Origin of the sequence: Microvirga sp. (genome assembly GCF_014699075.1) — a bacterium.
Lineage (GTDB): Bacteria > Pseudomonadota > Alphaproteobacteria > Rhizobiales > Beijerinckiaceae > Microvirga.
This window is the reverse complement of record NZ_JACXAB010000018.1, coordinates 20249-45406: the sequence shown is the minus strand read 5'-3', so window position 1 is coordinate 45406 and position 25158 is coordinate 20249. Positions and strand designations below refer to the sequence as shown.

The following is a 25158-nucleotide window of genomic DNA, read 5'->3' as shown; positions in this document are numbered from 1 at the left end:
CGATCCGCTGTAGTCCCCATCTATGAAGATCCGCCACATCCTGTTGATCCTGACGGCATTCCTCGGTGCTGCCTTGCTGGTCGCCGTCGCGTTCCAGATTCGTGACGAGCTGCTCGAATACCAGACGGCGGAAAGGATGGTGGCATCGAACACGGTACGGGAACGGCTTCTGCTCGGGACGGACGCCCTCGCGAACGAACGCAGTCAGACATACGTGCTGTTGATCGGGCAGAAGAACGAAGCCAGCGGCCTCATGGAGTTGCGCGATGTCCGGCGTCAGGTGGACGATCTGCTGAATACGGCCGAGCGTGAGATCACGGTCACCCAGGCATCCTTGAGCAACACCAACAGCAGCCTGGCGACAGTGTCGCGCATCCGCCGGGAAATCGGGACCTTGCGGCAGCAGGCAGATAGGTTGCTCGGACCCGCAGAGGGCGTAAGAGGCGAACAGTTCGCTCCGCGCTGGTTCCAGGAGGCCACCCGCCTTGTGGAGGAGTTGCAATCATCCCGGATGACCATTCTGCAGCGGGAAAGGCCGCTCGACCCGGTCCTCAGAACCGAGGCCAATCTGAGAGCATTTGGGGCCATTCTCAGTGAGAGCATCGCGCGGAACCAAGCTTTGATGAGCCGGGCCCTTGAGAACTCATCCGAAATCGGAGGGCTTGAGACTGACGCGATCAGTCAAAATGCTGGCCGCGCGGCACTGGCCTGGGAGCTCATCGACGGCCAAATGGTCGTGCCGCTGAGCGAGAGCGTCAAGGCGGCCGTCTCAAAAACCCATGAGAACTACAGCTCGACCTTCGCGCCGCTGCAAAGGTCTCTGCTCGCGGCACTCTTTGGGAAGGTGCCGCCCACCCTGGGCCCCGAGGAATGGTACGACTTGACCGGGAGGACGTTGAGCAACATCGCTGTGATGCAGCGGGAACTCCTGCGCAGCACGCGGGAGCGGCTTGAGGCGGAGCTCAGCCGTGCTCGCCGGTCAGTTGCCCTGTGGTCGGCCCTGCTCCTGCTGGGGGCTACCGCCGTTCTCGCCAGCATCCTGGTCGTGCGCCGGAGGGTGGTCCGCCCTCTGGAAGGGCTGAGCCAGGCCATGCTCAGGCTGGCGGACAACGACCTGGAAATTTCCTTGCCGCGCCTGACCCGGGGTGACGAGATCGGCGCTATGAACGATGCGCTGCGAGTCTTCAAGGCGAACGCCATTCAGCGGCAGAGAACCCAGAACGAGAAGCAGGTCCTGCATGCCCGTCTCCGGGATGCCTATAGCCAGCTCCGCAAGGATCTCGAGGCCGCCGCCGTCATCCAGAGGACGATGCTGCCGCCGTCCGCGCGGATCGACGGAGTGGAGTATCACGGTCTGTTCCGGCCCTCGAGCCTCATTGCCGGCGACACCTATAACGTGGTGCGGCGTACCGATGGCGCGGTCGGCTTCTTCCAGGTCGACGTTGCGGGCCATGGAGCGGCGGCCGCCCTGGTGTCTGTCGCCTGCCACCATGCTCTTTCGCAGGCGATCCTGACCAGAACTCAAGGGACGCCGCTGGAGGAGATCGTCGTGCAGATCAACGATGATTGGCCGGAGGATCTGCCGTACTTCACGATGATTCTCGGCGAGATCGACTCCCGCTCCCAGCGCGCCAGCATCATCCAGGCCGGTCATCCGTCACCGCTGGTGATCCGCTCCGATGGCACCGTCGAGATGATCGGCGAGGGGGGCTTTCCCGTCGGCATGCTGCCTGCCGCCTCTTACGAAAGGTTGGAGTTCGACCTCGGCCCGGGCGATCGCCTCTTCATCTACTCCGATGGGCTGGTCGAGGCCGAGGACCAGGCTGGCGAGCAGTTCACCGAAGACCGGCTGTGCGCGCTTGTGCGCGAGGCCGCCGCAGAACCAAGTGCCGCTCTGCTTGACAAGCTTGACGACGTCTTGCGGAACTGGCGAGGCTCTGAAACCCTGGATGATGACTTGAGCGTTCTTATGCTGGAGCGCTCAGCCGAAAGGATGCCTGCGAATGCTGTCCACTGATCTACGCAATAATATTCTCGTCGTCCGAGTGGAAGAGAAGCGGATCGATGCCAGCAAGGCTCCGGCCTTCAAGGATCAGATGTCACAGTGCATCGAGGCCGGGCAGAATCAGATCGTTCTCGACCTGAGCCAAGTCGACTTCATCGACAGCTCCGGCCTGGGCGCTCTCGTTTCCTGCCTCAAGCGTCTCGGGCCGAGGGGCAGCCTCGCTGTTGCGGGAGCCACGGGAGCCGTCAGCCGCCTTTTCACTCTTACCCGAATGGACCGCGTCTTCGCCCTTCATCAGAGCGTTGACTCCGCGGTCGAACAGCTATCCGCCTGATCCCCCGCCGCCAGAGCGCAGAAAGAGCCACGATGGTTTCCTCCATCAGCCTCTCAATCGACAGTGACCTCGACAAGGTGTCGCTCCTCGCCCGCGCCGTTCGGGCCCTGTGCGCGGATCTGCTGAGCCCGGAGGACCAGGATGCGGTGGAACTCAGCCTCGTCGAGGCCATCAACAACGTCATCAAGCACGGTTATCATGGGGAACGGGGAAAAGACGTGCAGGTGGCGGTCGGGCTTCAGGCCGATCAGGTGGTGATCGAGATCATCGACCATGCGCCGCCCATGCCGGCTCAGGTGCTGGAGAATGTCCCGGAGGACACATTCGCGTTCGACGAAACCGATCTGGCCGATATCCCGGAGGGGGGCATGGGCTTGGCGCTCATCCGCATGAACATGGATGAGGTCCAGTACCATTCGAGCGAAGCCGAGAACCGCCTTCGCATGATCAAACGGATCGGCGGCCCCGGCTCACGGGGCTGAAGCCAAGCCTGCGATCCTATCCTGCAAAGTCGGAAACGCCACCGCTGCGGCTCCCAACGCGGAGACGAGCACGGGGGTGACCTCGCCCGTCTGGCGCTCCATGTCGGCAATGACCCTCTGCGCCCGCGCGAACCCGTCCTCAGGCCTCAGGATGCTGAGCTGAACGGCAGATGCGAGGGATGTCAGCAAAGCCGCTCGCGAAGCCGAAACATTCGGATCCCTGGAATAAGCCTCTTCCGACCGCTGAAGGTTGGCTTTCACCTTTGCCTCGACCGCAGGCGCAATGCTCGGGGGAGCATTGCGCTGGCGTGCGAGTTCGGTCGCAACGCGGCCCTGAATCCGCGCCTCCGTATCGAGTGTCTCGAGATAGATGATGATTCCCGTCGAGATCGTCAGTGCCGCAATGAAGGTGATCTGCCCTCGGGCCTTGAGGAGGCCTTCTCTGAAAGTCAACGTTGAGCCTCCGGTAAGCTTGGTACGCGATACGACACGGCTTTGCCGTGGGAAGAGGTTGGAAACCTAATCGTCCTCAGCCCGACAAAGCAAGAGAGATGCGCAGGAGGAGCGAGAGAGAGTCCCTTGTCTTTTTGAAGCATAGTAACATTTACCGTTCGGTCAAAATATCATCATCTGCATCTGCATTCTGGTGCCATCCTCCCAAATCGGGTTAATCCGTCCGGGACGATTCGTCTGTCGGGCCGGTGGGGAAGCTCCCCGAGTTCAGCTTCGGCAGAAGGGTCGGACGAATTGAGTGAAGTAGGCCTGTGAACGTTCCTGTGTTTGGACCATCCCTTTTCATCCAGCCGCATTACGATGATGTTCCGTTGTCGTGTGGCGGGACCTTGGCGCTCCTGGCGGAGGGCGGGCATGAGCCGCGCATGGTCACGGTGTTCGCCAGCGAGCTGGTCGACGAGATGGTCGGTGAGTTCGCTGCCTGGAAGCATGAGCGGTGGAAGGTCAAGGATGCGGAGCAGGTCCTTGCGGTTCGCCGTCAGGAGGATGCGGAGGCTGCCCAGGCTCTTGGCTCCTCTGTTCGCTGGCTCGGGTTGCCGGATGCCATCTACCGTGGGGAGCGCTACAAGTTCGATCCCGAGCTTTTCGGGGCATTGAAGCCCGAGGAACTGGAACTCGCCGCTCATCTTGCAGAGGAAGTGCGCCAGCTGCCGGAATGGCGCGACGACATGCAGGTCTTCGTTCCGTTGGGCATTGGCTCTCATGTGGATCATCAACTCGTCTTCGAGACCGGCCGCCACCTCGCGGCTGCGGGCGTCAGGGTCTACGCCTATGAAGATTGCCCTTATGCGATCCACACGCCTGCCGGTGTCGAAGCGCGCCTGACGGCTCTCGGAAATGCGGTCGGAAAGCCCGTGATTGTGCCCATTGCGAAGACCCTCCAGAGGCGCCTCGACTCGATTGCCTGCTACCGATCCCAGGTTCCCGTGATCTTCCGCTTCACATCTGATTTCAGGAAGACCGTCACAGATTTTGCGCTAAAGACGGGCGGGGGTGCCGGGCCCGCTGAGCGGTTCTGGCCTGTTCATGCGTATGGTGGTGCAAGATGATTGTTGAGATGGAACAAACGGCCCAGGGGTTTGCTCTTGTCCGCCTGTCCGGACGACTGGACGCCGCTGCCGCTCCCCAGATCCTGGCCCGTCTGAAGGACGCTGTCGCTGACGGGAAAAGCCGGCTTGCCGTTGATCTGTCCGAGGTCTCCTTTATCGACAGCACCGGGCTCGGCACCCTGGTGTCAGGCCTCAAGGCCGCCCGCAAAGCCGAGGGCGATCTGCGCCTGATCGCGCCGAGCCCTCAGGCGCAGCGTCTGCTGCGCCTCACGACACTTGATCGGGTGTTCGTCACGTCCGATACCCCTGACGATGTTTGGGCTTAAGCCGCCTGCGACGGCAGGGCACCTTCCACGATGGCAGTCTCGAACTCAGGATCGGGTTGCCAGTAGGCCGCCCGGATTACCGGGAGCATCGACAGGGCATTGCTGAACCCCCAGAGGGTGTTGGCGATCATCGCTCCGAGCGTATAGCCCTCACGTCCCATGCCATAGGCCGCCCAGCCCCAGGCCAGACCCGTCATGGTAACCGCGACCAGGGCGATCTGCCATCTGACGAGACGGCCATAGGTTCCAATCTGACGATCCTTGGGCGTGACGGGGAACGAGATCTTTTTCCCTCGCACGACGGCCCAGAGCGCCTGCATATTCAGCGGGAACATGGCGAGGTACCAGGCACGGCCCTTGGTGTTCGAATTGCCCCACATGGCAACGAGCTGCGACAGCTCGTTGAGCAGCAGGAACGGCGCGATATGCACGAAGAAGTCGAGGGAATAGCCTGAAACCGGAGCGACGCCTGAGAACAGGAACACGATGGGCGAGATGAGGAAGACGATGTTCCAGATCGGGGACAGGTACGAATAGAAGGTCGATCCGTACATGAGCTTCTGCGGCAGCGTCAGCCCGCGCCGGAACAGCGGATTGTCGTGGGCCAGAATATCCAGGGTGCCGCCCGCATATTTGAACCGCTGGATCGTCCAGCTGAGGAGATCGTTCGGCGACAGCATCCTTGCCTGGACCACCGGGTGGAGAACCGACTTCCACCCGCGTTCCCGATCGCTGTGCAGGACGATGGACGTGTAGATGTCCTCGGAGACGTGGAACTTGTAGGGCTGGAACTCCTCTTCCAGCGCACTCTGCCAGCGCATCACATCGCTGATCGAATCGGTGATGGCCTGCTCGCCGGTGAGCTGGCGGGCCGCCTTCTCATTGCGCCCCGCTGCTGCCGCGACCTGATCGGACCATTGTCGAAGAGCCGCCTCCATGACGGCTTCACGCCGGTGGATCGAACCCGCGCCGCAGCAGAAACTCGCATTCGCCCAATTGCGGCGGCGCAGAATGACGTCGAAGAAAAGCTGTGGATCGTTGGCGAACGGATCCTCGCCGATCTGAACCGGCCCGAAAGCGCGCTCGAGCGCCCTGCCGATTCCTCTGCCCACTGCTCCAAGACGCCGTCCGAGCGCAGCCGGCAGCGGTATGCCCGGAGGGATGTCATAGAACCAGTGCGGGGTTTGCACCCATGCCACTTTCGGATCCCGGAAATAGCCGAGCGTCTCTTCCAGGAATGTGGGGAACGGATGCATGTCGGCATCGCAGATCAGGATGAAATCCCCTGATGTGGAGGACATGGCATTCCTGAGATTGCCGGCCTTGAAGCCCACATTGTCCGAGCGGGTGAGGTAATTCACTCCTTCTTCGCGGGCGACAGCTTCCATGGCCGGACGCTTGCCATCGTCAAGGACATGAATCTGCACATTGATCGGATGCGGATAGGTAAGCTTCTTGGCCGCCTGCAGTCCGACGCGCACGAGTTCCGGATCCTCGCTGTAGGTCGCGAAGAAAACATCCACGGAAACCGGCCTGTCGGGCACATCCGCATCAGCGGTGCAGTCGCGGACGCTCACCGGCAGGGGAGCGCGCACCGGCGATTCTGCGCTCCAGAGATTCGCGGTGAACAGGACAAGGCCGATAAAGGAGCCCGTTTCGGCGATCAGGAGAGGGATCGAGAACCAGAGAGCGTCATAGTTGATGGAGTAGAGCCACCGCCAGCCGATATACCACGTTCCAAAGACGAGGCTGGCCACGCACAGAAACTGCCACAACGTTTCGTGCCATGGGGAAAACGGAAGCGGGGTCCAGGGCGTCTGACTCTGAAAGCGGGACATAGGACGTGACAAGAAAGACGTCTCCGGAGATAGGCTGGAGGCAAGATGCCTCTGGTCTGGGGATAAGAATAGGCTATTTTCCAGGAAAGAAAGTTAGGAGCGGCGAGCCTCTCGCCAGATCCGATCTTTACCTGCCATAAGGGTAAAATCCAGATACTGCCCCTCCTGAATTTGTGATTCGAGACTCTGAGACGATGCATAAGCGTAGGCTTGCCCTTCGTATCCGGTTTGCAAGCCTCGTTTTCCTCTGTGGGTTCGGGCTAGCCGCGTCACCGGCTCTGGCCCAATCGGCCCAGGAGGTCGTGGAGCAGGCCCGGCAGGCTGCTGCCACCAACGAAAACCAGGAGGCCGCTCGTCTCTTCGAGCAGGCGATCAATCTCGCACCCGAGCGCCGCACCGAACTCCTGCTCGAATATGCGGATCAGGTTGCCTATTCCGGCCGCCCGGCTGATGCCGTGCCTCTCTATCGCGAGCGTCTGAACGATCCTGCTCTCGATGCCGCCAATCGCGAACGCGCCGACCGTGGGCTGGCCTTCGCGCTGCTGTGGGGCAGCCGGTTCCAGGATGCCATTCCCGCCTGGGAGGCCCGCCTCAGAGCTGACCCTGCTGGCGACGAAGCCAGGAAGGCATTGTCCGACGCTCTGGTCGGAGCGGCCCGACAGGCTGGCGAGCGTTCCCAGAATGCAAACGCCAGGACGTTTTTCGGCCGTGCCATCGAGACGGCGCCGCAGCGCCGCCAGGAGCTGCTGCCGGAATTCGCCGACCAGACAGCCTATGCCGGCCAGCCCGATCAGGCTGTGCCGCTCTATCGTGAGGCTCTGCGGGACGGCAGCCGCCCCGAGGATCAGCAGCGCCGTCTGAGGCGGGGGCTGGCCTTCGCATTGCTGTGGAGCGGCCAGTTTCCGGCTGCCGTCGCGGCCTTGGACGATGTGCTTCGGGCAACTCCGGACGACGCTCAGGTCCGGCAGGGATTGGCAGAGGCCCGAGCCGGTATCGAAAGAGGCCGTGCACAGGCAGCACAGCCTTCGCAGGCTGCTCCATCCCAAGCGCCATCTCAACAAGCACCCGCTGCCGCTCCGGTCTCGCCCGCCGATGCGGCCATTGCGTCCGCCCGCGAAGCTGCCGGTCGCGGCGCCAACAAGGAAGCGGCTTCGCTGTTCGAGAGGGCGATTGCGCTCGATCCGTCCAAGCGAGCACAGATCGGTCGCGAATACGCCGATCAGCTCGCTTTCTCCGGAGAGCCGGGCAGGGCCGTTCCTGTCTACCGCGAGGTTCTAGCCCGCCGGGATCTGCCGCAGGCGGAGCGTCAGCAGGCGACCCGTGCATTGGCCTTCGCGCTTCTGTGGAGCAGCCAGTTCCAGCCCGCGATCGACGCCTGGGGCAAAATCCTGCAGGCCGACCGGAGCGACGCGGAGGCGCGCAAGACGCTTTCCGACGCCTATGTGGGGGCCGCCCGTCAATCGGCGGAGCGCACCCGCAACGCCGATGCTGCGTCCTTCTTCCGCAGGGCCATCGAGACCGCCCCGCAGCGACGGCAGGAACTCTTGCCCGAGTACGCCGATCAGACGGCCTATTCGGGCAATCCCGCGGGCGCGGTGCCCCTTTACCGCGAAGCCCTGCGCGATGGCCAGCGCTCGGAGGCGGAGCGCCGGCGCGTGCGGCGCGGCCTTGCCTTCGCGCTCCTCTGGAGCAACCAGTTCCGCGAGGCCATCGCCGCCTGGCAGCCCCTGTTCCGGGAGAACCCGCGCGACGAGGAGGCCCGCAAGGCGTTCTCTGATGCGCTCGTCGGCGCAGCACGACAGGCCGCCGGGCAAACCCGCAACGCCGAAGCGGTAAACCTCTTCGAGCGCGCATTGGCCGTCATGCCGGGGCGCCGCCGGGAGCTGCTGCGGGAATATGCCGAGCAGGTGCTTTACGCAGGCCAGCCATTGAGAGCCATCCCGCTGTTCCAGGAGGTGCTTCAGCGCGCCGACCTGAACGCGCAGGAGAGGCGAGATGCCCGGCTCGGGCTCGCCCGTGCCCTGGCCTGGAGCGGACAGCAGAAGCTCGCGATTCCGGTTTTCAGCGAAATCCTGGCGTCGAACGCCAACGACGTCGATGCCCTCATCGGGCGCGGCAACGCCCTCAACGACATCACGGACCACAGGGCGGCCCTGGCCGACTTCGAGGTGGTGCTCTCGCTCCAACCCAGCAATGTGGAGGCAATCCGCGGAGCTGCGACGGCCGAGAGGTCCATGGGGTTGCCCCAGGCAGCCTTGGCCCGGCTCGAACCTCTTCTCGCCAGCGGCGACCGGAATCCCGCCACTCTGTTCATCGTCGCCCAGGCGCGGCGGGAAATGGGGCGGCCGGATCTGTCCGAGGATTACGCTAAGGCTGTTCTGGCGCAGAAGCCCGGTGACCCCGGCGCCCTGGCGCTGCTCGATCAGCTCTATCAAGAACGCCGGCCTCTGACCCGCATCGAGAGCTGGTATGCCCGCCGCTCCGACGATCTCGCGATCTGGTCGCTGCAGGCCTCCCACGAGCTGACCTTCAACGATGGCCTGACGAAGTTCGGGCCTCAGGCCCGGTTCATGCGCTATCGAGGCGACGATTTCCCGAGCGTCGACATGTCGAGCATCGGCATCGCGGGGCAGCACAGGTTCGGTGACCACGTCGAATTCAAGTCATCGCTGTTCCTGAACCTGGAGGACGAATCGCGGCGCATTCGTCCCGACGGAGAAGATGATCAGGACGTCACGCTCACGCACGACACGACTTTGAGTGTCATCCCGTCCGATCTGCTCCGATTCGACCTGAACTTGGTGCGGCGCTACGCGGACGAGAACACCCGCTCGATCGTGAACGACGTGCTGGCGAACGATTTTGGCCTCAAGCTTCTCGTGACGCCGGACAATGCGACGCGCTTCGCCGCTCAGGCGATCTACAGCCACTACTCCGATGGCAATGAGCGCGTCTGGGGGCAGGTCGAGTTCGCCAAGCGTTTCACCGCCAACCCGTATTTCTGGCTGGGCGCGCGCTATACGGCTTTCGAGTTCGAGGAGGTGGTCGACAACGGCTACTGGAATCCTGAGCGCTACCAGTCCCTGGAGGCGAGCGTCCATTTCTATGGGCCGCTGGCCGAGAGATGGTGGTTCGATCTCCAGGGGGCTGCCGGATATGGCTGGAGCGAGCCCGGCGAAGGGGGCTTCGTCTCCTATGCCTCCGCGCGCCTGAACTACGATTTCACCTCGCAGGCGACCTTTGCCCTCTATGCAAGCCACCTCGTCTCCTACGCCCGCTCGTCGGAGGACGACGGCAACTTCGATGCCGGAGGGGACGACGAGCCATTCAGCCGCTGGTCCTTGGGCGGGGAGCTGAGGATCCGGTGGTAGGCGGGTTGCGCGCCACCCCTCAGGAATTTTCGCGGCATCCCTCGCAGAGAGCGAGGGGAGCGACTATTTTCGCCCCATGACAGACTCACGCGACTGGTTCCCCTCAGCCGAGGAACCCAACCCCATGCGGGCCGCCCAGGCCGGCATGAAGCCCACCCTGCCGAAGCGCTTCTACAAGGAGGCCGGCGTCGAGGAGCGGGACGGCCTGTTCCACCTCACCCTCGACGGCCGTACGGCGAAAACGCCGAGCAAGCAGGCCTTGGCCGTGCCGACACGGGCGCTGGCCGAAGCCGTGGCCGAGGAATGGCAGGGGCAGGGGGGTGAGATCGATCCCTCCACCATGCCGGTCACCCGCATCGTCAACTCCGCCATCGATGGGGTCGCGCCTCGAAAGGCCGAGGTGATCGACGACCTCGTCCGCTACGCCGGGTCGGACCTCGTCTATTACCGGGCCGGGGAGCCCGAGCGCCTGGCCAAGTCCCAGGATGACGCCTGGAGCCCCGTGCTCGAGTGGATGAAGGAGACCCACGGCGCCCGCTTTGCCCTCGGTGAGGGCGTGATGCATGTGACGCAGCCGGACGAGGCGGTCGCGGCGATCCGCCGGGCCATCGAGCAGATCGGATCGCCCTTCGCGCTTGCCGCACTGCATGTGATGACGACCCTGTCCGGCTCTGTGCTGATCGCGCTCGCCCATGCGGCAGGTCAACTCGATGTGGATCAGGCCTGGGCCGCCGCCCATGTGGACGAGCTTTACCAGGAGAGCGTCTGGGGCGAGGATTACGAGGCCATGGAGCGCCGCCGTCGGCGCGAGGCCGATTTCAGGGCCGCGTCCCTGGTCTATCGCCTGACGCAGGCATGAAAAAGCCGCCGGTGCTCTGGGCACCGGCGGCTTCTGAACCTCACACCCTTAGGCGCGCTGGAAGGTGATCCCGCACTTCTTCTGGATCGAAGCAGCCTCGATGGCCTGCATCTGGCCCTTAAGGTTGGCGAGTTCCGCGGTCTTGGCATTGTCGCCGCCCACGAGGAAGGCTGCCGGCCAGAAGATGACGACGGCGGCCGTCGTGGCGACCGCATCCTTGGTCCGCTGGGAGTCCTGAGCGCCGGCAGCGGCGGCAGCCGCGCTGCTGACCCGCTGAGCCTCAAGGCTCAATTCCTTGCAGTTGTAGCTCTGGTAGGTAACCGGCGACACATAAGCCGCTCCCACGTCCTCAGAGCGGCTGGCGCAGCCGGCCGCCAGGAGCGAGAGGGACACGGCGACAGCCGCAAGCTTGGTCTTGTTCATGTTCAGCCCCGTTGTAACGTAACAGTGCTTCAGTCCTAAACGGCTCCGCCCGGTCTGTGAAGTGCTGTGGAGCACACACCCATAGTGGGATTTTGACACAGCCACGGCTGTGCTAAGCGGGGGATCATTTTCCCCGGGAGTCAGGGTCCAGCCATGAAAGACATGCTCGAACGGCTTGAGGAGCGGCGCGCACAGGCCCGCCTCGGCGGCGGCGCAAAGCGCATCGAAGCGCAGCACGCCCGTGGCAAGCTCACCGCCCGCGAGCGCATCGAGCTCCTGCTCGACAAGGGTTCCTTCGAGGAGTTCGACATGTTCGTGGAGCACCGCTCCACCGATTTCGGCATGGACAAGGCCAAGATCCCGGGCGATGGCGTCGTGACCGGCTGGGGCACGGTCAACGGGCGGACCGTCTTCGTCTTCGCCAAGGATTTCACCGTCTTCGGCGGCTCGCTCTCCGAGGCCCATGCCCAGAAGATCACCAAGATCCAGGACATGGCGCTGAAGATGCGCGCGCCCATCGTCGGCCTGTTCGATGCGGGCGGCGCCCGCATCCAGGAGGGCGTCGCGGCGCTCGGCGGCTATGGCGAGGTGTTCAAGCGCAACGTGATCGCCTCGGGCGTGATCCCGCAAATCTCGGTGATCATGGGCCCGTGCGCGGGCGGCGACGTCTACTCGCCGGCCATGACCGACTTCATCTTCATGGTGCGCGACCGCTCCTACATGTTCGTCACCGGCCCCGACGTGGTGAAGACCGTCACCAACGAGACCGTGACCTCGGAGGAGCTCGGCGGCGCCAAGGTCCACACCACCAAGTCGTCGGTGGCCGACGGCGCCTATGACAACGACGTGGAGGCGCTGCTTCAGGTGCGCCGCCTCATCGACTTCCTGCCCGCCAACAACATGGACGGCGTGCCGGAGATCCCGAGCTTCGACGATCCGGCTCGCGTCGACGACAGCCTCGACACCCTGATCCCGGACAACCCGAACAAGCCCTACGACATGAAGGAGCTGATCCTGAAGGTCGTGGACGAGGCCGACTTCTTCGAGATCCAGGAAGCTTACGCCAAGAACATCATCACCGGCTTCGGTCGCGTCGAGGGCCGCACGGTGGGGATCGTGGCCAACCAGCCCATGGTTCTGGCCGGCGTGCTCGACGCGGATGCCTCCCGCAAGGCGGCCCGCTTCGTGCGCTTCTGCGATGCCTTCAACATCCCGATCGTCACCTTCGAGGACGTGCCGGGCTTCCTGCCGGGCACGGCTCAGGAATACGGCGGCCTGATCAAGCACGGCGCCAAGCTGCTCTTCGCCTATTCCGAAGCCACCGTGCCGCTGGTCACCGTGATCACGCGAAAAGCCTTCGGCGGCGCCTATGACGTGATGGCGTCAAAGCACATCGGCGGCGACGTGAACTACGCCTGGCCCACCGCGCAGATCGCCGTGATGGGCGCCAAGGGCGCGGTGGAGATCATCTTCCGGCAGGACATCGGCGATGCGGAGAAGATCGCGGCCCGCACCAAGGAATACGAGGACCGCTTCATGTCACCCTTCGTGGCGGCCGAGCGGGGTTACATCGACGAGGTGATCATGCCGCATTCGACCCGGCGGCGTATCGCGCGGGCCTTGGCGATGCTGCGGCACAAGGAGACCGAGCGGCCCTGGAAGAAGCACGACAACATTCCGCTCTAACGCACTAAAAAGCCCCGGCTTTTAACCGGGGCTTCTTTGCAGAGGTGTCCTAACACCTCTTACTGCGATGCCCCGTTCACGAGTTCAGGCCGCCTGACCGTCTGAAACACGTAGCGCATCGCATCAGGCAGGAGCTGCTTGAACGTATCCCAGTTGTGCGCACCGTCGATCACCCGGAGTTCGGCAGGAATCTTGTTGTCACGCCAGACCTTATAGAGGTTGGTGGCGTGATACTCGATCTGGAACTCGTCATGGTCGCCTGAGCTGAAATGCACCGGCATGCTGATCTTCTTCGCCAGGAAGGCATCGATCAGCGTCGGGTAGTTCAAGGACTTCCAGGTCTCGGGGTCGTATTGCTGCTCACCGAACACGCCGACCCGACGGGCCGAGGACGTTTCCGGCGGTTCCGGAACATAGATGGCGGGGCTCACCAACGCGACGGCCGCGAACATCTCCGGGTTCTTGAGAGCGAAGCGGAGCGAGCCGTAGCCGCCCATGGAGACGCCGCCGATGACGCGGCCCATGCGGTCGTTCATGATGCGGAACTTGCCTTCGACCTCCGGCATCAGGTCCTTCATGAAGGCCGTCTCCATCGGCTCTTTACGATCAACATACCAAGTGGTCGTGGCCGAGGGGAGGATCACGACCGCCGGGGGCATCAAGCCGTCGGCGATGAGCCGGTCGATGGTCTTCTGAGCCTCGCCCTTGGCGACCCATTCGTTTTCATCGCCGCCATTGCCGTGCAGGAGATACATCACCGGATAGCGCAGCCTGCCACTCTCGTAGCCGTCCGGAAGGTAGACGTTGTAGACCCAATCGCGCTTGAGCGTGGGAGACTGGAACTTCTGCGACACGACGGTGCCTGCATCGGCCGTCCAGGCGGCCATCGTCGCGGCCAGCGCAACGGCAATCCTGCTCAGGGCTTGTGGTAGTCTCATGGCGTCCTCACGGCTGGTTTGGTAGGACACTGAAACCTAGCGCCTGATGACGTTGGGGCAATCGTAGCATTCGAATGATGCGTGTTATGGGTCAGTCAGGTCCTTGCGTCGCTGCCCGGTCCCACTTACCAAGCGTTCCATGAACACGTCCTCCACCCGCTCCTGGGTCTCCACCGCCATCCAGATCATCGAGGCGGATTTCAACCGTTCGTCGGATACGCATCTGCTGCGCGTGCCGCTGCCGGCGGTGCCGGGTGTCGAGCTCTATCTCAAGGATGAATCGACCCATCCCTCGGGCAGCCTGAAGCACCGGCTGGCGCGGTCGCTGTTTCTGTATGGGCTGTGCAACGGCTGGATCGGGCCGGAGACGACGATCATCGAGGCGTCGAGCGGGTCAACCGCGGTGTCGGAGGCCTATTTCGCCCGCATGCTGGGCCTGCGCTTTATCGCCGTGATGCCGCGCTCTACTTCCGCCGAGAAGATCGCACAGATCGCCTTCTACGGCGGCGAGAGCCATTTCGTGGATTCACCTGCCGAGATGTATGCGGAGAGCGCGCGGCTGGCCGAGGAACTCGGCGGGCATTACATGGACCAGTTCACCTATGCTGAGCGGGCGACGGACTGGCGCGGCAACAACAACATCGCCGAATCCATCTTCAGCCAGATGGCCCATGAGGAGCATCCGATCCCGAGCTGGATCGTCGTGGGAGCGGGCACCGGCGGCACTTCGGCGACGCTCGGGCGCTACATCCGCTACCGCCGCCTACCGACGCGGCTGTGCCTGGCCGATCCCGAGGCCTCCGTGTTCCACCGGCATCTGGCGGACCGGCAGGTCTGCACCGTGTCAGGCCCTCCTTCTGTGATCGAGGGCATTGGCCGCCCACGGTGCGAGCCCTCCTTCGTGCCGGACCTCATCGACCGCGCTTTTGCAGTGCCTGATGCGGCGAGCATCGCGGCGGCGCGGGTGCTCTCGCGCCGCATCGGCCGCTCCTGCGGCGGCTCCACGGGCACCAATCTCTGGGCCGTGGCGCAGATCGTCGGTGAGATGGTGAAGAACGGCGAGACGGGCTCCGTCGTGACGCTCCTGTGCGATTCCGGCGAGCGCTACCGCAGCACGCATTTCGACGACGCCTGGCTCGAATGCCGTGGCATCTGCATCAAGGCCGCCGAGGAGGCGATGGAACGGTTCTTCGAGACGGGGATTCTTGCCGCGTCCTAAGACGTGGATGGCCGGGACGAGCCCGGCCATGACGGTGGACAGCATGCCTCACTGTCATTCCGGGGCCGCGTAGCGGAGCCCGGGATCCATAACCGCTAACGGTGCAAGGAATAGTGCGACGCTAATCGTCTTTTTCTGACACGTCGTGTTTATGGATTCCGGGCTCGCCTGCGGCGCCCCGGAATGACAGTGGAACTCTAACAGTCGCTATTCGGCAAACCACCTCGCCAGCAGCTGCAGATCCGTCTGCGACAGGTTGTGACCTGAAGGCAGGATCTCGTGCTGGACCTCGGCGCCGCATGCAGACAAAGACGCGGCGAGGCGCTTCGCGTTCTCCGCCGGAATGATCGGGTCCATGGCGCCCGAGATCATCAGCACCCGCTTGCCCGCAAGATCAACGTCGGGAGCCTGGGACAGCGGCACTATGGCCCGCAGCAGCGCCGCGCCGGCCAATGTCTCCGGACGCAGCATCAGCATGGCGGCGGCGATGTTGGCGCCATTGGAGAAGCCGACCGCGATCGGGGCCTCAAGCCCGTAAGCCTTGCGCGCCTCGGCGACGAAATCCGCAAGCTCGTTCGCGCGAAAACGCACGTCCTCTTCGTCGAACACGCCCTCGGCGAGCCGTCGGAAGAAGCGAGGCATGCCGTTCTCCAGGATCTTGCCGCGCGGGGAGAGCAGGGCGGAGCCGGGGGAGATCATGCGGCCGAGACCGAGAAGGTCGTTCTCGTCGCCACCCGTGCCGTGGAGCAGCAGGAGAGGCGGACGGGACGGGTCCGCGGCGGGTTCGTAGCGGTGGATGAAGGACAGTTCGGTCATGGGGTTCTCCTTTCCCTCTCCCCGAAGCGGGAGAGGGTGCCCTGCGCAGCAGGGTGGGAGAGGGGCTGTGTGTTTGTCATCAACTGCCCCTCTCCCGGCTCGCTTTGTTCGCCACCCTCTCCTGCACCCAAGTCGGATGTTTCCGACTTGGGCACTTGGAATGTCCAGATCGGGAACACCCGATCTGGAGTGGGGAGAGGGTTTCTGGCGGCTCACGCCAACTCAGGCAGCCGAGCCTCGATATCGCTCCGGCGCGCTTCCAGGAACGCCGGAAGCTTCAGCTCGGCACCGAGACGCTCCTGCGCCTCGTCTGCGGCGAAGCCCGGCTCGTCGGTGGCGATCTCGAACAGGATGCCGCCCGGCTCGCGGAAATAGACGGACCGGAAATAGTTGCGGTCCTTCTGCTCCGTGGTCTGGAGGCCATGGGCTTCGGCAAGCTTTCTCACCATCTCCTCCTGGTCGGCATCGTCCTTGGCGCGGAAGGCCACGTGATGCACGGAGCCGCCGCCCATCCGGCCCGGCAGGAAGCCGCCGGCCGAGCGGATGTCGACCGTGCTGCCCATGAGCGCATCGGTCTTGTAGCGCACGAGGGAGCCCTCACGGGCTGTCTCGGCAAAGCCGAACACATCCGTCAGGATTGCGCCCGTCCGCTCGCCGTTATCGACGAGGAGAGTGACGCCCTCCAGCCCGCGGATCGCATGCTCGGCCGGGATGCCGTCCACGTTCCAAGCTTCCTCGGTCTCGGCATTCGGAATGCCGACGAGGGAAAGGCTCGTGCCGTGCGGGTCCTTGAAGGTCAGCACGCTCTGGCCGAAGCGCTTCTCCACGGTGCCGTGCTCGACGCCCTGCTCGATGAAACGGTGCATCCAGAACCCCAAAGAACCCTCAGGAACACGGAAAGCCGTCTCCTGCGTGGTGCCGACGCCGTTGCGTCCCGGCGCCACGTGCTCCCAGGGGAAGAAGGTGAGGATCGAGCCGGGCTGGCCGAGGCTGTCGCCGAAATAGAGGTGGTACGTGCCGGGATCGTCGAAGTTGACGGTCTTCTTGACGAGGCGCAGGCCGAGCGCGCGGGTGTAGAAATCGAGGTTGCGACGGGCAGGGCCTGCAATGGCGGTGACGTGATGAATGCCGTGGTGCCGCATAGGTGCGTTCCTTAACGGGCAAGCGCGGATTGCGCTGCGTTGACAGGGAAATATGTACTACCGGGCCGCGATGAAGTGTGGAAAGGGCGACCTTGCGGGAATGCAAAGCTCGGAGGACCCTCCTGGCAAATCCGCGCAAACGTTGAGAAATCCGATCCGTCAAGATTCCGGCAACCAAAGAGTCTCAACAAGGCTTAACCTCAACGGCGATTCAGCATGTCGCGTTAACGGTTTAGCCCTGCCGCCCATGTGAATGTCATCCCGCACAAGCGATCAGCCGGCGTTGTTCAAAAGAAAAGCCGGCGGGAGTCAAAACGGATGTTGAAGGATCAACTTCGCGATTTCATCGACAGCCTCACCGAGAGAGGACATGTCTGCGATGATGACGTGGCGATGCTCCAAGACGAGATCCTGTCCGGGGGAATTACGAGCCGTCTTGAGGTCGAATCCCTGCTGGCCCTCGACCGCATCGTCACCGCCGTCGAGGGTTGGGGTGCGGCGCTGACCAGGCTCGTGGCCGATTTCGTGGTCTGGAAGCGTGCCCCCCACGGCGCGGTCAGCAACGACGATGCTCTCTGGCTCGCGACTCTCCTGGAGGTCAGCGGGCCGTCTCCCAATGCCATGGCCATCGCCTATGCCATCCTGGACGAGGCCGGCCATGTGGACGTGGCGCTCCTCGACTTCATCATGCGCGGACGCCAGCAGGCGAGGCTGTCCCAGATCGCCGCCTGACCTATCTTCTAAAGCTAAATGCTGAACCAGGCCCCGCTTCCCCAAGGCACCGATGTGCAGTAACGGAGGTGGGGCTTAGTTTTTGGGTGGAGCGTTCGAGGGTTCATGTTCGACAAGATCCTGATTGCCAACCGGGGCGAAATCGCGTGCCGGGTCATCAAGACCGCCCGGCGGATGGGCATCAAGACGGTTGCCGTCTATTCCGATGCCGACCGAGATGCGCTGCATGTGGAGATGGCCGACGAGGCCGTGCATATAGGCCCGGCCGCTGCCGCCCAGTCGTACCTGGTGATCGAGAAGATCATCGAGGCTTGCAAGGCCAGGGGCGCCCAAGCGGTCCATCCGGGCTACGGCTTCCTGTCCGAGCGCGAGGCCTTCCCGAAGGCCCTGGCTGAGGCCGGCATCGTGTTCATCGGCCCGAATCCCGGCGCCATCGCGGCCATGGGCGACAAGATCGAATCGAAGAAAGCGGCGGCGGCCGCCAAGGTCTCGACCGTACCCGGCTATCTCGGCGTCATCGAGGGGCCTGAGCAGGCGGTGACCATTGCCGATGAGATCGGCTATCCGGTCATGATCAAGGCGTCTGCCGGCGGCGGCGGCAAGGGCATGCGCATTGCGTACTCCTCCGATGAGGTGGCCGAGGGCTTTGCCCGCGCCACGTCGGAGGCGGCAAGCTCGTTCGGCGACAGCCGCGTGTTCATCGAGAAGTTCATCACCGATCCGCGTCACATCGAGATCCAAGTGCTGGGCGACAAGCACGGCAACGTGATCTATCTCGGCGAGCGCGAATGTTCGATCCAGCGCCGCAACCAGAAGGTCGTCGAGGAGGCGCCGTCGCCGCTCCTCGACGAGGAGACCCGCCGCCTCATGGGCGAGCAGGCCGTCGCGCTCGCCAAAGCCGTGGGCTACGATTCCGCCGGCACGGTGGAGTTCGTGGCAGGCCAGGACAAGTCCTTCTACTTCCTCGAAATGAACACCCGCCTCCAGGTGGAGCACCCCGTCACCGAGATGATCACCGGCATCGACCTCGTGGAGGAGATGATCCGGGTGGCCGCCGGCGAGAAGCTGCGGCTCTCGCAGTCGGACGTGAAGCTCAATGGCTGGTCGGTGGAAAGCCGCATCTATGCGGAAGACCCCGTGCGCAACTTCCTGCCCTCCACGGGTCGTCTCGTCACCTACCGACCGCCGAACGAGGGTGTGCAGGGGGGCGTGACGGTGCGCAACGACACCGGCGTGTATGAGGGCGGCGAGATCTCGATCTACTACGATCCGATGATCGCCAAGCTGGTGACCCATGCTCCGACACGCCTTCAAGCCATCGAGGCCCAGGCGACGGCGCTCGACGCCTTCGCCATCGAGGGCATCCGCCACAACATCCCGTTCCTCACGGCCCTGATGCAGCATCCGCGCTGGCAGTCGGGCAAGCTCTCCACGGGCTTCATCGCCGAAGAGTTCCCGCAAGGGTTCAAGGCACCGGCACCGGAAGGCGAGGTGGCCCTGCGCATGGCGGCGGTGGGTGCCGCCATTGACCACATCCTGAACGAGCGCAAGCGGCACATTTCAGGTCAGATGCGCTCTGCCGCCAGCCTGCGCTTCGAGCGCGAGCGCGTGGTCATGCTGGGCAAGGATCGCCATGAGGTGACGGTTGAGGATATCGACGGCGGCTTCGCTGTCGTGATCGATGGAAAAGCCTGGCCGATCGTCTCGGACTGGGCGCCGGGCCAGCCGGTCTGGACCGGCACAGTAGGCAATGAAGCGATTGCCGTGCAGGTGCGGCCGATCCTCAACGGCGTCGCGCTGTCCCACGCGGGGGCATCCGCCGAGGTCAAGGTTTATACCAGGCGCGAGGCGGAACTCGCCGCCCTGATGCCGGAACGGCTTGAGGCCGATACGGGCAAGCAGCTGCTGTGCCCGATGCCGGGTCTGGTGAAGGCGATCAGCGTCGCCCAGGGCCAGGAGGTCAAGGCCGGCGAGCCGCTGTGCATCGTCGAGGCCATGAAGATGGAGAACGTGTTGCGCGCCGAGCGCGACGGCACCATCTCCAAGATCCACGCCAAGGAAGGCGACAGCCTCGCGGTCGATGCCGTGATCCTGGAATTCGCCTAAGGGTTCAGGCTAAACCGGATGCCTCTCTACTTCGCCTATGGGTCCAATATGGACCAGGCCGCTATGCTCGGGCGCTGCCCGGGCTCGAAGCCGGTCGGCACCGGGCGGCTCATGCGCCACCGGTTCATGATCTTCGACGAGGGCTATGCCACCGTCGTTCGCGACCCGCAGCGGGCGGTCTGGGGCATCGTGTGGAATCTGGCGCTGGCCGACGTGCCGGCCCTCGACCGCTACGAGAGCCTCTCGACCGGCCTCTACACCAAGGTCGTCCAACCCGTCGTGACGGCGCAGGGGCCGCGCCGGGCGATCGTCTATGTGGGCCGCAGCGCCAAGTCCGGCAAACCGCTTCCCGGATACATGGAAGGCGTTGTCGAGGCAGCAGAACATGCAGGCCTGCCCGAAGACTACATCCGGAGCCTGAGCGTGTGGATGCCGAAGACCCAAGCCTCGGCGCCGGCTCCTCAAGAGCCCAAGAAGGTCCGCCCGCTCTGGGGCGCTCCCGGAGGATCAGCTCTGCCCATCCGGCGCCGGTGAGGCATCGTCGTCGAGACGAGGCACGACCGAGATGGTCACATCGTGCAGGCGCCAGTTCATCCCCTTGGCATCATCGATGGCGCTGGCCACACGCTCCGGCAGATTGTCCGTTCGGCTCGGCACGACATAAACCTCGCCGAGCACGATGTGCCCGCTTTCGCGAAGGCGCACCTCGGCCTCCTTCACCCAGTCCAAACCCTCTATCTTGCGCCGCAGGTCTTCCGGCAGGGTCTCATAGCCTGAGCGGTCGGTCTTTTTCGGCCGCCGCTCCATCAGGTCGGCGATGACAACTCCAAGGTTTGAGACACCGTCCTTGAGGATGTCGATGGCGATGATGCCGGCAGCCAGAGGGTCGATCCACCAATAGCCGAAGCCCGCTCCGAGGACGCCGATGGCCGTAGCGCTTTCCGCCATCCAATCGGCCTTCATCATCTTGGCGTCCGCATAGAGGATCTTGTCGTGGATCTTGGGCGCCAGCTTCAGCTTCATGTGCCCGAGGATAACGCTCGGAATGCCCGTATAGGCAATGGCCGCCAGCATGGGCCAGCCGGCCCAGATCGTCTCCCCGAAGATGTGCATGCCGCCGATAGTCGTGCGCTCGCCCGAGAGAAACTTGCTGGCGGACTCGATGATCAGGAACAGGCCCATGCCCACAAGAGCCACCGACGAGATGAGATAGCCGATGGAAACGGCCCCGTGATAGCCATAGGGAAAGTTGCGGTTCGGGGGCCAGAGGGCGATGCGGCTGCAGATGAGGAAGACGATGGCCGGGATGACGCTGATCACATCCTCGAAGAAGCTCGCCCGCATGGCCTGCGACGAGCCCATCGTGATGTACAGGGCCGTTGCCGCCGAGGCGATGTAGAGGACGGTGATCACCTCAAGACGCTTGGCGCGCTTGAACAGGGCTTGCTTCTCCTCGGGAAACTCGAAGTTCTCGATCGGCCTCATCGCAACGCCTCCGTGGCCTTGTCCTTGAGGCTCTCCTTGTCCTGCGCCTGCAGGAACTGGTCGAGCGAGAGAAGCAGGGCGCCCTCGCCTGGAATGACGGCCATGACCCGATTTTCCGTCGAAAGCTCATCCTCCGTCGGCTTAAGGCCGCGCCGTTCAAGCTCGAAGTCGTAGCCAGCCATGATAGGCGCTGGCGGTCCTCCTTCGTCAAGAGGCACGGGCTCGGCTTCCAGTTCCCTGACCTGAGCTACGAGGGTGAGACGCTCCGGATCCACGGCGATGCGTTGCCCGGTCCAATCGGCCAGGGGCGTCTGCCCCGGAGCGACGCCGATGTTGGTTTTAACCTCCAGATAGGGCTGGGAGAGGGCGACCTTGCCGGAATGGGGTGTCTTGTCGGTCATGCCTGTAATCAGGACGTCCAACTCACGCTTGTAGAGCGCCTCCACCAGATCGTCCGCAGGGCCGGTGATGAAGCGGGCTTTCGTCCCGAGGCCCTGGGCCCACTGCGTGACGAGGGCGGGCTCCACACCCTCGGTTTTTCCGTCCGCCACGATGGTCCAGGGCGGGTTGTGGGCCACGCCCACCTTCATCTCCCGGCCTGCCTTGAGTTGCTTCAGGGTCTCCGCATTGTCCTTGGGGAAATCGCTGCAGCCGCTAGCCGCGAGAGCTCCGATCAAGACCGCCGCGATCTTCATACGCATGATGCACCTGAACCAAACCAATCACTGTTGAGCTTGAATTCTGGAACTGCGGATTCGTTCCGGCCTCGCCTGAGAACCTTTGCCGTATGGACGCGTTGAGTCGGCATATCGATGGTTTGCGTAAGAGGACGGTCATGAACACCAAGTCCCGCTCTCTGTGGAAAGCCTATGGTTATGCCTGGGTGACCTTGGGTTTTTTCCTCATCTCCTTGGTCGGCCACTGGCTCTTCGGCTGGTTTGCCTATGTCAGCGAGCAGCAGGCGCATGCTCAGCCGGTCCAGTTCTCCGAATTTCTGGTGGAGATATCCCGGGACACCTTCGAGAACTGGCAATCCGAGTTTTTGCAGCTTCTCTGGCAAGTGGGCGGCCTCGCAATCCTGCTCTATGTCGGCTCGCCCCAATCAAAGGAGGGTGACGACCGGATGGAGGCCAAGATCGAGGAGATCTTGCGCAGGGTGGATCCGCAGAATGCGGAGAGCATTATCAAGACGCTCGATGAGGATTACGCAGGGCGGGGCACGGATGCCCGCCATGCCCATCTCTGAGGGATGATGACAGAGAACAGAACCGTCCATGCCCTGATTCACGGCCGCGTCCAAGGCGTGAGCTTTCGCGCCTGGACGCAGCATCTCGCGGAGCTCCATGGGCTCAAAGGCTGGGTGCGGAACAGACGGGATGGATCGGTCGAGGCCGTGTTTTCAGGCCCGGCCGATCTCGTTCAGGTGATGCTCAAGGCCTGTCGTCAGGGACCTGGCGGCGCACTCGTTGAAAGCATCGATACCCTCGACGGTAACGAGGCGGATCTCGATCTCGCCGAGCGGTTCGAGATCCGCCGGACGGCTTAGGCCTTCTTAGGCTCTACGACCTCGACAGCACCGCCGGCGCTCTTCCAGGCGGTGAAGCCGCCTTCCATATGCGCAACCGGTTGCAGGCCCATGTCCTGGGCCGTCGCTGCGGACAGGGCGGAGCGCCAGCCTGCGGCGCAGAAGAACACAAAGGTCTTGTCCTGAGCGAAGACAGGCTTGTGGTAGGGGCTCTCCGGATCGATCCAGAATTCCAGCATGCCGCGCGGGCAATGCACCGCGCCTGGAATACGCCCTTCACGCTCGAGTTCGCGCGGGTCCCTGAGGTCCACGAACACCACATCCTCGCGGCCGTGCAGGGACACGGCCTCGGCGACCGGCACGGTTCTGATTTTCGCATTGGCTTCGTCGAGCAATGTCTTGTAGCCGCGGGTGATGGTCTGAGGCATAACGGGTTCCGGTGCTCCTATGAGCCTTTGAACAAACTGGGCATGATGGCGGCGGAGTCAACGGGGGATTACGGGTGCTGGGTTTCACCAATCTCGACTACGCGGCGCTGGCGTTCTTCCTGATCGCCTGGTTCGGCTACCATGCCGCCCTCGAGCTCACGCCCGCCGGGCAGAAGAGCCTCAACAAGGTGATGAACCAGTACCGCTATCGCTGGATGGAGCAGATGGTGGTGCGCGAGAACCGCATCGTCGACACCACGATCCTCGCCTCGCTGATGAACGGCACAGCATTCTTCGCGTCCACCTCGCTGATCGCCATCGGCGGCGTGCTGGCGCTCCTGCGCTCCACCGATGCGGTTCTGCCGCTCTTTGCCGATCTGCCCTTCGGCGAGCCGCCGACGCGGATCGCCTGGGACGTGAAGGTCGGCGGCCTTGCCGTGATCTTCGTCTATGCCTTCTTCAAGTTCGCCTGGTCGTACCGGCTCTTCAACTACATGGCGATCATCGTCGGGGCTGTTCCCGTGCTCACGGAGAGCAGCCGCGAGGAGGCGCTCGCTGTCGCCCGTCAGGCGGGCGCCATGAATGCGGTTGCCGGCAAGCACTTCAACCGCGGTCAGCGGGCCTTCTTCTTCTCGCTCGCCTATCTCGGATGGTTCGTGAGCGGCTACCTGTTCATGATCGCGACGGCCGGGGTACTGATCGTGATGTGGCGGCGCCAGTTCCTATCCGACGCTCATGATGCAGCCCTGAGGGAACCTCATGTCTAGAACCGCGACACCGGAAGAACTTGAGGCCACCATGCTGGCGCTCCTTGAGGAGCGGGGACCCGGCAAGACCATCGGACCGGCCGATGTGGCCCAGGCGCTCGGCGGCAACCAACCGGACGGATGGGGGCCGCTCATGCAGCCGGTCCGAAAAGTGGCCGTGCGTCTCATGAAGGAAGGGCGCATCGTCATCCTGCGCAAAGGGCGGCCGGTCGACCCGGACGATTTTCGCGGCACTTACCGGCTGGCGCTGCCGCCGGCGGAGTCCTGAGGGCTGGGGAACAGCCGCGCGGTGCGCCCGGACGCGTAATAGGCGATCAGGCCCGCCCACTCCTTGGTGCCGATGTCGAGCCGCCGCAGGCCCTCCGAGATGAACGCGAAGGGGAGGTGCGTGCGCGATCCTCCGGCCGTGCGGAAATCCACCGGATACGGCGTGACCGGAAATGCGACCTTCTCGAACATGCCGACGGCGCGCGGCATGTGCCAAGCCGATGTCACCAGAAGCCAGCGCTCGCCCTCGCGGGGTTGTGCGAGTTCCTTTGAATAGAGGGCATTCTCGGCCGTTGTCCGCGAGCGGTCCTCGACCAGAATGCGGGCGGGGTCGATCCCGATGGTTCTGAAGTAGTCCGCAACGATCGGCGCCTCGGCAGCGCCGTCGCCGAAGACCGTGCCGCCGCCGCCCGAGATGAGGATTCGGGCAGCCGGGTAGCGGTGGATGAGCTGGATCGTGTCGAGCACCCGCTCGGCCGCTTCATTGGCCACGATACGGCCTCGGGACTTCGAGTCGGATGCCTCGACGGCGCCGCCGAGCAGGATGATCCCGTCGATAGGCCTGCCGTCATCCTGAAAAGTGGGGAAGCGGTTCTCCAGGGGCAGCAGGATATAGCTGGCGATGGGGAGAAGCCCGAAGGCGATGGTCGCCAGCGTGAAGATCAGGCTGAGCGCTAGGCCGAACCGGCGCAGGCGCTTGAACAGGCTAAGGACCAACCCCAGCAGAATGAGGCTGAGCAGCAGATTGGATGGCGTGGTGAAGAACCACGCGATTTTCGAAACGTAGTAGAACACCCGCCATCCCTATTCTCGATGCTACCAGCATTCTCAATCAAAACCTCATCCT

At 63.7% G+C, this 25158-nt stretch carries 26 protein-coding genes; 16 read left to right on the top strand and 10 right to left on the bottom strand.

The genetic code is table 11. The features are described from left to right. Positions 1 to 22: 22 nt before the first annotated feature. The 3 genes from IC232_RS20030 to IC232_RS20020 are packed head-to-tail and all read left to right on the top strand — an operon-like array spanning position 23 to position 2821. Positions 23 to 2017 (top strand): PP2C family protein-serine/threonine phosphatase, encoded by a 1995-nt coding sequence (locus IC232_RS20030; RefSeq protein ID WP_190846724.1) that lies wholly within the window; start codon positions 23 to 25, stop codon positions 2015 to 2017. After that, positions 2004 to 2339 carry an STAS domain-containing protein gene (locus tag IC232_RS33305; RefSeq protein WP_190846723.1) on the top strand — a complete coding sequence of 112 codons (336 nt, stop codon included), beginning with the start codon at positions 2004 to 2006 and terminating at the stop codon, positions 2337 to 2339. Before IC232_RS20030 ends, IC232_RS33305 begins: the two co-directional genes overlap by 14 nt. 32 nt (positions 2340 to 2371) lie before the next feature. Continuing rightward, on the top strand, positions 2372 to 2821 hold the full coding sequence (locus tag IC232_RS20020) for an ATP-binding protein (protein ID WP_190846722.1): 450 nt from the start codon (positions 2372 to 2374) through the stop codon (positions 2819 to 2821). On the opposite strand, the gene IC232_RS20015 is transcribed toward IC232_RS20020, so the two are convergent. Beyond that, complete coding sequence (locus IC232_RS20015; protein WP_190846721.1) at positions 2810 to 3274, bottom strand: hypothetical protein; 465 nt, start codon at positions 3272 to 3274, stop codon at positions 2810 to 2812. The two genes, IC232_RS20020 and IC232_RS20015, sit on opposite strands and share 12 nt — an antisense overlap. A 311-nt stretch (positions 3275 to 3585) precedes the next feature. On the opposite strand from IC232_RS20015, the gene IC232_RS20010 reads away from it, so the two are divergent. Together IC232_RS20010 and IC232_RS20005 are read left to right on the top strand one after the other, a co-directional pair. Further along, positions 3586 to 4383, top strand: coding sequence for a PIG-L deacetylase family protein (locus tag IC232_RS20010; protein ID WP_190846720.1), 798 nt, complete (start codon positions 3586 to 3588; stop codon positions 4381 to 4383). Positions 4384 to 4391: 8 nt separating this feature from the next. Next, positions 4392 to 4709: an STAS domain-containing protein gene (locus tag IC232_RS20005; RefSeq protein ID WP_210335432.1), complete on the top strand. Its 318-nt coding sequence runs from the start codon at positions 4392 to 4394 to the stop codon at positions 4707 to 4709. Here the strand turns inward: IC232_RS20005 and IC232_RS20000 are convergent. Next, on the bottom strand, positions 4706 to 6466 hold the full coding sequence (locus tag IC232_RS20000; protein ID WP_210335431.1) for a glycosyltransferase: 1761 nt from the start codon (positions 6464 to 6466) through the stop codon (positions 4706 to 4708). The genes IC232_RS20005 and IC232_RS20000 overlap by 4 nt on opposite strands. 275 nt (positions 6467 to 6741) lie before the next feature. On the opposite strand from IC232_RS20000, the gene IC232_RS19995 reads away from it, so the two are divergent. Both IC232_RS19995 and IC232_RS19990 read left to right on the top strand, forming a co-directional pair. Continuing rightward, positions 6742 to 9918 carry a tetratricopeptide repeat protein gene (locus IC232_RS19995; RefSeq protein WP_190846718.1) on the top strand — a complete coding sequence of 1059 codons (3177 nt, stop codon included), beginning with the start codon at positions 6742 to 6744 and terminating at the stop codon, positions 9916 to 9918. 124 nt (positions 9919 to 10042) lie between these two features. Continuing rightward, positions 10043 to 10777 (top strand): ATP12 family chaperone protein, encoded by a 735-nt coding sequence (locus IC232_RS19990; protein ID WP_190846717.1) that lies wholly within the window; start codon positions 10043 to 10045, stop codon positions 10775 to 10777. Between the two features lie 48 nt (positions 10778 to 10825). Here the strand turns inward: IC232_RS19990 and IC232_RS19985 are convergent, their stop codons facing one another. Further along, a complete protein-coding gene (locus IC232_RS19985; RefSeq protein WP_190846716.1) occupies positions 10826 to 11200 on the bottom strand; it encodes a hypothetical protein in 375 nt (124 codons plus the stop codon). 153 nt (positions 11201 to 11353) lie between these two features. On the opposite strand from IC232_RS19985, the gene IC232_RS19980 reads away from it, so the two are divergent. Next, positions 11354 to 12886, top strand: coding sequence for an acyl-CoA carboxylase subunit beta (locus IC232_RS19980; protein ID WP_190846715.1), 1533 nt, complete (start codon positions 11354 to 11356; stop codon positions 12884 to 12886). Between the two features lie 59 nt (positions 12887 to 12945). Here the strand turns inward: IC232_RS19980 and IC232_RS19975 are convergent, their stop codons facing one another. After that, positions 12946 to 13824, bottom strand: coding sequence for an alpha/beta hydrolase (locus IC232_RS19975; RefSeq protein ID WP_190846714.1), 879 nt, complete (start codon positions 13822 to 13824; stop codon positions 12946 to 12948). A 139-nt stretch (positions 13825 to 13963) separates the two neighbouring features. Between IC232_RS19975 and IC232_RS19970 the strand changes: the two genes are divergently transcribed. Beyond that, positions 13964 to 15043 (top strand): PLP-dependent cysteine synthase family protein, encoded by a 1080-nt coding sequence (locus IC232_RS19970; protein ID WP_190846713.1) that lies wholly within the window; start codon positions 13964 to 13966, stop codon positions 15041 to 15043. A gap of 207 nt (positions 15044 to 15250) precedes the next feature. Here the strand turns inward: IC232_RS19970 and IC232_RS19965 are convergent, their stop codons facing one another. Together IC232_RS19965 and IC232_RS19960 are read right to left on the bottom strand one after the other, a co-directional pair. Continuing rightward, entirely contained in the window at positions 15251 to 15859 is a 609-nt protein-coding gene (locus IC232_RS19965) for an alpha/beta hydrolase (protein ID WP_190846712.1), read from the bottom strand. 212 nt (positions 15860 to 16071) lie between these two features. Continuing rightward, positions 16072 to 17001, bottom strand: a complete 930-nt coding sequence (locus IC232_RS19960; protein ID WP_190846711.1) for a ring-cleaving dioxygenase — start codon at positions 16999 to 17001, stop codon at positions 16072 to 16074. A 318-nt stretch (positions 17002 to 17319) separates the two neighbouring features. Between IC232_RS19960 and IC232_RS19955 the strand changes: the two genes are divergently transcribed. From IC232_RS19955 to IC232_RS19945, 3 genes are all read left to right on the top strand, one after another. Further along, positions 17320 to 17733 (top strand): hypothetical protein, encoded by a 414-nt coding sequence (locus IC232_RS19955; protein ID WP_190846710.1) that lies wholly within the window; start codon positions 17320 to 17322, stop codon positions 17731 to 17733. Between the two features lie 105 nt (positions 17734 to 17838). Continuing rightward, positions 17839 to 19839 carry an acetyl/propionyl/methylcrotonyl-CoA carboxylase subunit alpha gene (locus tag IC232_RS19950; protein WP_190846709.1) on the top strand — a complete coding sequence of 667 codons (2001 nt, stop codon included), beginning with the start codon at positions 17839 to 17841 and terminating at the stop codon, positions 19837 to 19839. Positions 19840 to 19857: 18 nt separating this feature from the next. Then, positions 19858 to 20373 (top strand): gamma-glutamylcyclotransferase family protein, encoded by a 516-nt coding sequence (locus IC232_RS19945; RefSeq protein WP_190846708.1) that lies wholly within the window; start codon positions 19858 to 19860, stop codon positions 20371 to 20373. Here IC232_RS19945 and IC232_RS19940 read toward each other — a convergent pair. After that, complete coding sequence (locus IC232_RS19940) at positions 20347 to 21324, bottom strand: cation diffusion facilitator family transporter (protein WP_190846707.1); 978 nt, start codon at positions 21322 to 21324, stop codon at positions 20347 to 20349. The two genes, IC232_RS19945 and IC232_RS19940, sit on opposite strands and share 27 nt — an antisense overlap. Beyond that, positions 21321 to 22025: a transporter substrate-binding domain-containing protein gene (locus IC232_RS19935; protein WP_190846706.1), complete on the bottom strand. Its 705-nt coding sequence runs from the start codon at positions 22023 to 22025 to the stop codon at positions 21321 to 21323. The genes IC232_RS19940 and IC232_RS19935 overlap by 4 nt, the downstream gene beginning before the upstream one ends. Before the next feature lie 134 nt (positions 22026 to 22159). Here IC232_RS19935 and IC232_RS19930 point away from each other — a divergent pair, with 134 nt between their 5' ends. Both IC232_RS19930 and IC232_RS19925 read left to right on the top strand, forming a co-directional pair. Then, positions 22160 to 22570, top strand: a complete 411-nt coding sequence (locus tag IC232_RS19930; protein ID WP_190846705.1) for a DUF6766 family protein — start codon at positions 22160 to 22162, stop codon at positions 22568 to 22570. 6 nt (positions 22571 to 22576) lie between these two features. Continuing rightward, a complete protein-coding gene (locus IC232_RS19925; RefSeq protein ID WP_409564946.1) occupies positions 22577 to 22870 on the top strand; it encodes an acylphosphatase in 294 nt (97 codons plus the stop codon). On the opposite strand, the gene IC232_RS19920 is transcribed toward IC232_RS19925, so the two are convergent. Continuing rightward, a complete protein-coding gene (locus tag IC232_RS19920) occupies positions 22867 to 23277 on the bottom strand; it encodes a rhodanese-like domain-containing protein (protein ID WP_190846703.1) in 411 nt (136 codons plus the stop codon). The genes IC232_RS19925 and IC232_RS19920 overlap by 4 nt on opposite strands. Before the next feature lie 74 nt (positions 23278 to 23351). Here IC232_RS19920 and IC232_RS19915 point away from each other — a divergent pair, with 74 nt between their 5' ends. Together IC232_RS19915 and IC232_RS19910 are read left to right on the top strand one after the other, a co-directional pair. Then, entirely contained in the window at positions 23352 to 24044 is a 693-nt protein-coding gene (locus IC232_RS19915; protein ID WP_190846702.1) for a DUF599 domain-containing protein, read from the top strand. Beyond that, positions 24037 to 24312 carry a DUF3253 domain-containing protein gene (locus IC232_RS19910; RefSeq protein ID WP_190846701.1) on the top strand — a complete coding sequence of 92 codons (276 nt, stop codon included), beginning with the start codon at positions 24037 to 24039 and terminating at the stop codon, positions 24310 to 24312. Before IC232_RS19915 ends, IC232_RS19910 begins: the two co-directional genes overlap by 8 nt. On the opposite strand, the gene IC232_RS19905 is transcribed toward IC232_RS19910, so the two are convergent. Continuing rightward, the gene (locus IC232_RS19905) at positions 24279 to 25106 is read right to left on the bottom strand and encodes a YdcF family protein (protein WP_190846700.1); all 828 of its coding nucleotides are present in this window, start codon (positions 25104 to 25106) and stop codon (positions 24279 to 24281) included. The two genes, IC232_RS19910 and IC232_RS19905, sit on opposite strands and share 34 nt — an antisense overlap. Positions 25107 to 25158 lie beyond the last annotated feature (52 nt).

What these genes read in the sequence shown, in the direction of transcription:
- IC232_RS20030 (WP_190846724.1), top strand. Translation starts at nt 23, where the DNA reads ATGAAGATCCGCCACATCCTGTTGATCCTGACGGCATTCCTCGGTGCT.
- IC232_RS33305 (WP_190846723.1), top strand. Translation starts at nt 2,004, where the DNA reads ATGCTGTCCACTGATCTACGCAATAATATTCTCGTCGTCCGAGTGGAA.
- IC232_RS20020 (WP_190846722.1), top strand. Translation starts at nt 2,372, where the DNA reads ATGGTTTCCTCCATCAGCCTCTCAATCGACAGTGACCTCGACAAGGTG.
- IC232_RS20005 (WP_210335432.1), top strand. Translation starts at nt 4,392, where the DNA reads ATGGAACAAACGGCCCAGGGGTTTGCTCTTGTCCGCCTGTCCGGACGA.
- IC232_RS19995 (WP_190846718.1), top strand. Translation starts at nt 6,742, where the DNA reads ATGCATAAGCGTAGGCTTGCCCTTCGTATCCGGTTTGCAAGCCTCGTT.
- IC232_RS19990 (WP_190846717.1), top strand. Translation starts at nt 10,043, where the DNA reads ATGCGGGCCGCCCAGGCCGGCATGAAGCCCACCCTGCCGAAGCGCTTC.
- IC232_RS19985 (WP_190846716.1), bottom strand. Translation starts at nt 11,200, where the DNA reads ATGAACAAGACCAAGCTTGCGGCTGTCGCCGTGTCCCTCTCGCTCCTG.
- IC232_RS19980 (WP_190846715.1), top strand. Translation starts at nt 11,354, where the DNA reads ATGAAAGACATGCTCGAACGGCTTGAGGAGCGGCGCGCACAGGCCCGC.
- IC232_RS19975 (WP_190846714.1), bottom strand. Translation starts at nt 13,824, where the DNA reads ATGAGACTACCACAAGCCCTGAGCAGGATTGCCGTTGCGCTGGCCGCG.
- IC232_RS19970 (WP_190846713.1), top strand. Translation starts at nt 13,964, where the DNA reads ATGAACACGTCCTCCACCCGCTCCTGGGTCTCCACCGCCATCCAGATC.
- IC232_RS19965 (WP_190846712.1), bottom strand. Translation starts at nt 15,859, where the DNA reads ATGACCGAACTGTCCTTCATCCACCGCTACGAACCCGCCGCGGACCCG.
- IC232_RS19960 (WP_190846711.1), bottom strand. Translation starts at nt 17,001, where the DNA reads ATGCGGCACCACGGCATTCATCACGTCACCGCCATTGCAGGCCCTGCC.
- IC232_RS19955 (WP_190846710.1), top strand. Translation starts at nt 17,320, where the DNA reads ATGTTGAAGGATCAACTTCGCGATTTCATCGACAGCCTCACCGAGAGA.
- IC232_RS19950 (WP_190846709.1), top strand. Translation starts at nt 17,839, where the DNA reads ATGTTCGACAAGATCCTGATTGCCAACCGGGGCGAAATCGCGTGCCGG.
- IC232_RS19945 (WP_190846708.1), top strand. Translation starts at nt 19,858, where the DNA reads ATGCCTCTCTACTTCGCCTATGGGTCCAATATGGACCAGGCCGCTATG.
- IC232_RS19940 (WP_190846707.1), bottom strand. Translation starts at nt 21,324, where the DNA reads ATGAGGCCGATCGAGAACTTCGAGTTTCCCGAGGAGAAGCAAGCCCTG.
- IC232_RS19935 (WP_190846706.1), bottom strand. Translation starts at nt 22,025, where the DNA reads ATGCGTATGAAGATCGCGGCGGTCTTGATCGGAGCTCTCGCGGCTAGC.
- IC232_RS19930 (WP_190846705.1), top strand. Translation starts at nt 22,160, where the DNA reads ATGAACACCAAGTCCCGCTCTCTGTGGAAAGCCTATGGTTATGCCTGG.
- IC232_RS19925 (WP_409564946.1), top strand. Translation starts at nt 22,577, where the DNA reads ATGACAGAGAACAGAACCGTCCATGCCCTGATTCACGGCCGCGTCCAA.
- IC232_RS19920 (WP_190846703.1), bottom strand. Translation starts at nt 23,277, where the DNA reads ATGCCTCAGACCATCACCCGCGGCTACAAGACATTGCTCGACGAAGCC.
- IC232_RS19910 (WP_190846701.1), top strand. Translation starts at nt 24,037, where the DNA reads ATGTCTAGAACCGCGACACCGGAAGAACTTGAGGCCACCATGCTGGCG.